This is a genomic window from Candidatus Korarchaeota archaeon NZ13-K, from assembly GCA_003344655.1.
Lineage (GTDB): Archaea > Korarchaeota > Korarchaeia > Korarchaeales > Korarchaeaceae > Korarchaeum.
Map to the genome: position 1 here is coordinate 1 of MAIU01000074.1, position 5,455 is coordinate 5,455.

A 5,455-nucleotide genomic window follows, 5' to 3' on the forward strand; every position below is an offset into this window, starting at 1 on the left:
GAGGGGGGATGGAGGAACGTGATCGTGAGCGACTGCTATCTCGCATACTCGGGCCACTACTATCAGGGTGGCCCGGGCCCCTCCCCCTACGACAGGCCGGACGGCTTCGGGATAGAGCCGAGCCGGGGGCCCGTGGAGATAGCTAGGACCCTGGTGGAGCACAACAGGGGGGACGGGATAGACTCCAAGGCGGAAAACACTTATGTGCAGGAGTGCATAGTCGCCAACAATTTCGCCGATGGGGTGAAGCTCTGGGGGCCGGGGAGCAGGATCGAGAACACCCTGATCTACGGGAGGGGGGATGGGAGCGCCGAGACAACCCCATGGGCTCCCATAGTGATAGACTCGGAGAGGCCGGGGACCTTCGAGATAACAGGAGTCACGGTGGACGATCAGGTGGGAAACAACTACCTGATGACCGTTCAGTACGACTACAACGTCCCCATAAGGCTCATCGTCATGAACACCATATTCAGCGCGAGGGGACCTGACTCACCGATATTCATCAGGGATGGTGTGGAGTTCAGTTTCGAGGGATGCCTCTTCCACTTCCCTGGGAGCGAATACCCGCTGACGTGGGGGAGCTGGGGAGGGCCAACTATACGGGGACCCCATGTTCGTGAGGCCCGGATTCGGGAGCAGGGGCGACTACCACCTGAGGGATGGGAGCCCCGCTGTGGACTCGGGCGTGGAGGTCAGCCTGAGCGTGGACCTCGATGGAGCGAGAAGACCCTTTGGTTCCGGTTACGACATCGGAGCGTACGAGCAAGGAGCTCCGAGGCAATCTGAGGCGATCTCGTTCCCCGAGGAGACGATCATCACGGCAAGCGGGACGGGGGAAACGACCCAGCCCCAACCCACTCCTTCTGAGAGCCCTCAGCCGGATTGGATGCCAATGGCGATTATATCGCTCCTGCTGATCATGATTGTGGTCGCCCTCCCCATGCTGCTCAGGAGGAGGCGCTTGAGGGGCTTATAGCATCGCGAATCCATGCGATCGGCCCCGGGCACCCAGGGCTTCCTCCCTCCCAGCCGAGGGGGATGCTGGTTCAGATGAGCTCCTGCGCATCAGGGAGGAGCAGATGTCCAGAGCCGGGGCATCATCGAGGGCGGACCGGTGGCCGATGGGTTCGCCCCAGCTGGGGGGTAGGGAGGAGCGATCAGGTGAGCGGGAGGGATTCAGGGTGAGCAAGCGATGCCTTTCGGCAGCCAGGTCTGAATGAGGAAGAATCGATCATATTGCCAGGATGGTTATCACGCGGATTCTCGCGTCCCTACACGAACCTTTTTATCCTCTCACTTCCTCCCCCGCAGGTGCCTTCCTTGAGGGCCTACAGGCTCGACCTGCTCTACGCCTGGTCTTCCAGCAGAGGGATCATCCTGACGCCGAGGAGCAGGATCAGGTGGGAGGAGAACCACTCCGCTGATCCGAAGGAAGTCCCAGAGGGTTACGATTACCTTCTGATCAGCCTAGTTTATGACGTGGATGAGAGGGGGAGTGTCGTGAACACGGGTTACTCGATGAGCTCAAGCATCAGGAGCGGGATCTTGGAGGAGCTCAGGAGGCTCCTGAAGGCCAGCTGGATCGAATACGCTGACTCCCCCGACAGCCTGAACTACAGGATAGTGGGCCTGCTGAGCGGGTTCACGGGTATAAGGGAGTGGAGGTTCAAGGAAAGTTAGCGGAGGGATCAAATTGAGCGGTGGGCTGAGGAGCCTACTCTCCCTCATCCTATGGGTCTCAGCATACCTGCTGACTCACTCGCTCATATTCGTGACCGTGCCATCACTCCTCCCCGAGTTCGGGAAGCTCGTTGAGGGGTACGGCACCTACATAGCTGTGAGCCTGACCCTCCTGTTGGGCTACATGGTAGTCAGGTCCATCTCCGAGCTCGCCTACTGGTCGGCCAGGATAAGGCACGGCGAGGAGACATCGCTCTCCATCAGGAGCCTGGTCAGGGTCCTGGGGATGATCGCCCTCATCTCGGCCATAGCTGGGGGTGTGGCCGGAGGGGCCGCCGGCGTGGCCTTGGGCGGGTTCCTCGGCATAGTCGTCGGCAGCGCAAGCCAGCAGGTCATAGGCCAGGCTGTGGCCGGCCTCCTGGTCCTGATCTCCAGGCCCATTTCAGTGGGAGACAGGGTCACCGTTGCTGGGGAGACTGGAGTCATCAGGGAGGTGACCACGATGTTCACGATAATCGAGAGGGAGGATGGGAGCGTGGTAATGCTCCCCAACAACACGCTCATGGGTTCGAAGATATACAAGCATCCCGAGGGGGCGGCTAGGCCTTGATCTTCATCTCCTGAGGCTCCAAGAACCTCCTGCTAGCTACCCTCAGGATGGAGAGGAAGAGCGAGAGAAGGTACCTGGCGAGCGGGTTGAGGTCCCTCATGTACCACCTCGCTATGTCCTCGACCCACCTCAGGTCGTGCCTCAGGCAGACCCTCATGAGCTCCAGCTGCTCCTCGGTCGGCTCCCTGTCGTACCAGCTCTCTCCCCTGAGCAGACCCATGGGGACGAAGTACATCGGCACTATGAGGCTTCTAAAATCCCTCAGGTCCTCAACGAGCTCTATTGAGGCTATAGTATCCTCCGGCCTCTCCTCCGGTAGCCCTGTTATGAGGGTGGCTGCAGGTATTATCTTGGCCTCGTGCATTATCGAGAAGGCATCTATCACGACCTGCCTCCACTCCCTGACGTCATAGGGCTTGGCCTTGGCCGGCATTATCCTCTCGGCCAGCCTGGGGCTGCCCGTCTCTATCCCCACCTCAACCCCCTTGTAATCGTCCCCCAGCATGCCGCTTATCCTGCTTATCAGCCCGAAGCTCTCCTCAGCGTACTTCACCGCGGAGAGGCTGAAGTGACTCCAGGCGACTGAGGATGAGTTCTTGCTCCTCACCAGCTCATGAAGCCTTATGAGAGCCTTCTCGTTCGGATAGATGTCATTTGAACCGTAGAGCAGCACGTCATCGGAGTGGAGTATGACGCCCCTCACCCCAGCTCTCATGTTGACTTCAATCTCCCTGGATATCATGTCGAGCGTGTAGTGCCTGAGCGGCCTCAGGGTGACCGAGCAGAACCTGCACCCCCTCGGGCATCCCCTGGAGATCTCGACCAACCCGTTGACAGAGGGCTTCCTTATGAGGGGGATCTCCTCAAGGGAGGGGATCTCATCCAGGCCCACCTGCACGAACCTGGGAAGCTCCTCGCCCTCCAGGGCCATTCTGACTATCCTCACCACCGCCCTCTCCGCCTCACCGTCTATGACCGTTGAGATCCCCCACCTCTCCATGAGCTCGGGCCTGTAGAGCCACTGCCAGGCGGCGGGTCCTCCGACTATTATCTTAGCCCCCTTCCTCCTGAAGCGCTCCATGGCTCCGCTCTCCATGAGCCTCCTGAAGCTCCTCGCGTTCACGGGCTCCCTCCTGGTGAGGACCCACCACTCGCTGCTCGGAGGGCCGAGCGCGAAGAAGTCGTGGTGCCCTATGGCCACGACCCTCGCCTCCTGGTGCTTCATGAGGTGATCCGGATCTATCACGGCCGCCTCTATGCCAGCGTCCAGCAAGGCCGCCTCTATCTTCCTGAGCCCGTATGGGGCCTGCCATGGCTCTCCTTCCCCGTTGACCCTCATCTTCGGGGCAGCGAGCTTCATCCAGATGGCCTCCGGCAGGAATAGCGGTGGTGACGTGGTCATGAAGCCGATGAACTCCTTCCCGTGGTGGTTGGTGATCATCGTCCTATCGCTCGTTATCACCACTTCCATGGACGTACACCTCTATCGAGCTCAGCGGATGACTCCTCTGAAGCTCCATGAAGAGTCTGATGGCCTCCTCAAGGCTGGCGACCCTGAGGACGATCCTGTCGCTCAAACGATCACCTCTAGGATGTGGGAGAAGTCCTCCCTCATCCTGTACTTGAGGTACTCGACGAGGTGCCCTCCGGATCTCCCCTTGACCTCCCTCAGCAGGAGGAGCATCCTCGGTATGTTCCTCAGGGCCTCCTCGAAGTTGGATGGCCTGAGCTCCCTGAACCTCTCCATCAACTCAGCAACCTCCCTCTCCGGCCTGACTATCCTCCTCTGCCTGTGCCTCTCATCCCTGACTATGCTGACCAGGCCCATCTCCGAGAGCCCCCTTACCTCCCTGAGCACGACGGATCTGGCCGCCCTTCCCCTGAGCAGCCTGGCCAGGGCGTTGAGCGAGAGCCCCTCCGGATGGGCGAGTAGGGCGTCGAGCATGAGCCCGTGGATGTGCCTGAACATACACTGGTACATTGATGAACCGGTTTATAAGCTTACCGGTCTCAGGCTTTTTTACCTGCCCCCTCACTCCAGCTCGATGAGGATCAGGCTCCCGCTCGCGCTCCTGCTCGCACTAATCGCGATCTCAACCCTCTGCCATGAGCTCAGGGATGGGAGCGGGACCGATGGGGAATGCTACTCCCTGCTCAGGGATGTCGAGAACACACTGAGGAGGTTTGAGAGGGTCAGGGGAAATGAGATCGCGATGAGGCAGCTGATAGATGACCTGAAGGCTGATCTGGAGTACATGAAGCTCTGCAGGAAGCCGGAGCTCTTCGAGAGGTTCGCCCCGGAGGGCGTTCGGGTCCCCCTGGTCTACGTGACGGGCCAGGGGTTCAACGTGCACCCAATAAACGCGATGAACCTGGCCACGGAGGCGATCCTCTACAGGGGAGATTGGGAGGAGTTCAGGGGGATCATGGAATGGATGCTCCGATACATGGAGAGGAAGGGGAACGCCTCCTTCCTCAACTTCTACTTCGCCTGGGAGAGGGCCTCAATACCATGGAACTCCTCCCTGAGCCAGGGGGTGGCGGCCGGCTATTATGCAGTGGCCTGCGTGAGGTTCGGTGACCCCAGGTACTGCGAGGCGGCGAGGTCCCTGGTGAACAGCTTCCTGATACCGCAGGAGGAGGGGGGGTTCGTGATTGAGACGGCCTACGGACCCTTCTACCTGGAATACTCCAACTCCCCGGATGATCTCGTGCTCAACGGCTTCATGCTCTCCCTCAAGGGCCTCGCGATATATGACAGCCTGATCGGGGATGGGGTGAGCCGGAGGGTGCTGAGTGAGGGGATCAGAACGCTCAGGGGGATCCTCCCATATTACGAGAGGGGCAACTGGTCCCTCTACTCCCCCAAGCATGGCAGAGCCACTGAGACCTACCACAGGCTTCACATAAGGCTTCTCTACTTTCTGGGGATGTGGCTCGGTGATGGGGAGCTATTGGGCTACGCCCTCCGCTGGGATCGATACCTCACTGATCGCTCGGAGCTGCCCAGGGCCGAGCGGGAGTATGAGTTCTGGAGGGACCTGGTGAGCTCCCTGACCGCCTCACCCCGGGGATCGCATCCACCTGAGGGTGGAGGGATCGACCGTGACGTAGTGGTCCCCGCCCATGTAGAGGATCGGCCTTATCTCACTCAGGTCTATC

General features: G+C 60.1%; 6 protein-coding genes. 4 read left to right on the forward strand and 2 right to left on the reverse strand.

Annotated elements, in window-relative coordinates; genetic code table 11:
* From BA066_06455 to BA066_06465, 3 genes are all read left to right on the forward strand, one after another.
* Positions 1-789: hypothetical protein (locus BA066_06455; GenBank protein ID RDD53047.1), on the forward strand; the 789-nt coding region annotated here is incomplete at its 5' end.
* Positions 790-1,323: 534 nt separating this feature from the next.
* Positions 1,324-1,683 carry a hypothetical protein gene (locus BA066_06460; GenBank protein RDD53048.1) on the forward strand — a complete coding sequence of 120 codons (360 nt, stop codon included), beginning with the start codon at positions 1,324-1,326 and terminating at the stop codon, positions 1,681-1,683.
* Positions 1,684-1,690: 7 nt separating this feature from the next.
* A complete protein-coding gene (locus BA066_06465) occupies positions 1,691-2,293 on the forward strand; it encodes a mechanosensitive ion channel family protein (protein RDD53049.1) in 603 nt (200 codons plus the stop codon).
* Here the strand turns inward: BA066_06465 and BA066_06470 are convergent.
* A complete protein-coding gene (locus tag BA066_06470) occupies positions 2,283-3,764 on the reverse strand; it encodes a radical SAM protein (protein ID RDD53050.1) in 1,482 nt (493 codons plus the stop codon). The two genes, BA066_06465 and BA066_06470, sit on opposite strands and share 11 nt — an antisense overlap.
* A 102-nt stretch (positions 3,765-3,866) precedes the next feature.
* Complete coding sequence (locus tag BA066_06475) at positions 3,867-4,262, reverse strand: hypothetical protein (protein RDD53051.1); 396 nt, start codon at positions 4,260-4,262, stop codon at positions 3,867-3,869.
* Positions 4,263-4,338: 76 nt separating this feature from the next.
* Between BA066_06475 and BA066_06480 the strand changes: the two genes are divergently transcribed.
* Positions 4,339-5,455, forward strand: a 1,117-nt coding sequence (locus BA066_06480) for a hypothetical protein (GenBank protein ID RDD53052.1), incomplete at its 3' end; no start/stop codon positions are given.